Origin of the sequence: Algibacter ulvanivorans (assembly GCF_048381495.1) — a bacterium.
Taxonomy (GTDB): Bacteria; Bacteroidota; Bacteroidia; order Flavobacteriales; family Flavobacteriaceae; genus Algibacter_B; species Algibacter_B ulvanivorans.
Genome location: NZ_JBLWGD010000064.1, coordinates 1 through 295 on the forward strand (window position 1 = coordinate 1; position 295 = coordinate 295).

Consider the following 295-nt stretch of genomic DNA (forward strand, 5'->3'; position numbering starts at 1 on the left):
TCGTACAGTTATCATCCACAGTAGGCGTTCCAAGATTGACATTAGCGGCATCTGTAGAACAAGCATTAGCATCAACATTTACAGATACCGGTGCAGCACAGTTTACAAAAGTCGGATTGATATTATCCGTTACAGTCACAGTTTGCGTACAAGTGGCCGTATTACCAACACCATCGGTTACGGTCCAAGTGACCGTTGTTTCTCCTAACGGATAGGTGTCAGGTGCATCATTAGATATGGATGTTGTCGTACAGTTATCATCCACAGTAGGCGTTCCAAGATTGACATTAGCGGC

The 295-nt window shown here is 44.4% G+C and carries 1 protein-coding gene; it reads right to left on the bottom strand.

Going from position 1 to position 295, the window contains the following annotated elements:
- On the bottom strand, positions 1–295 hold a 295-nt coding region (locus ACNG5D_RS15990; protein ID WP_418184528.1), incomplete at both ends, for an HYR domain-containing protein.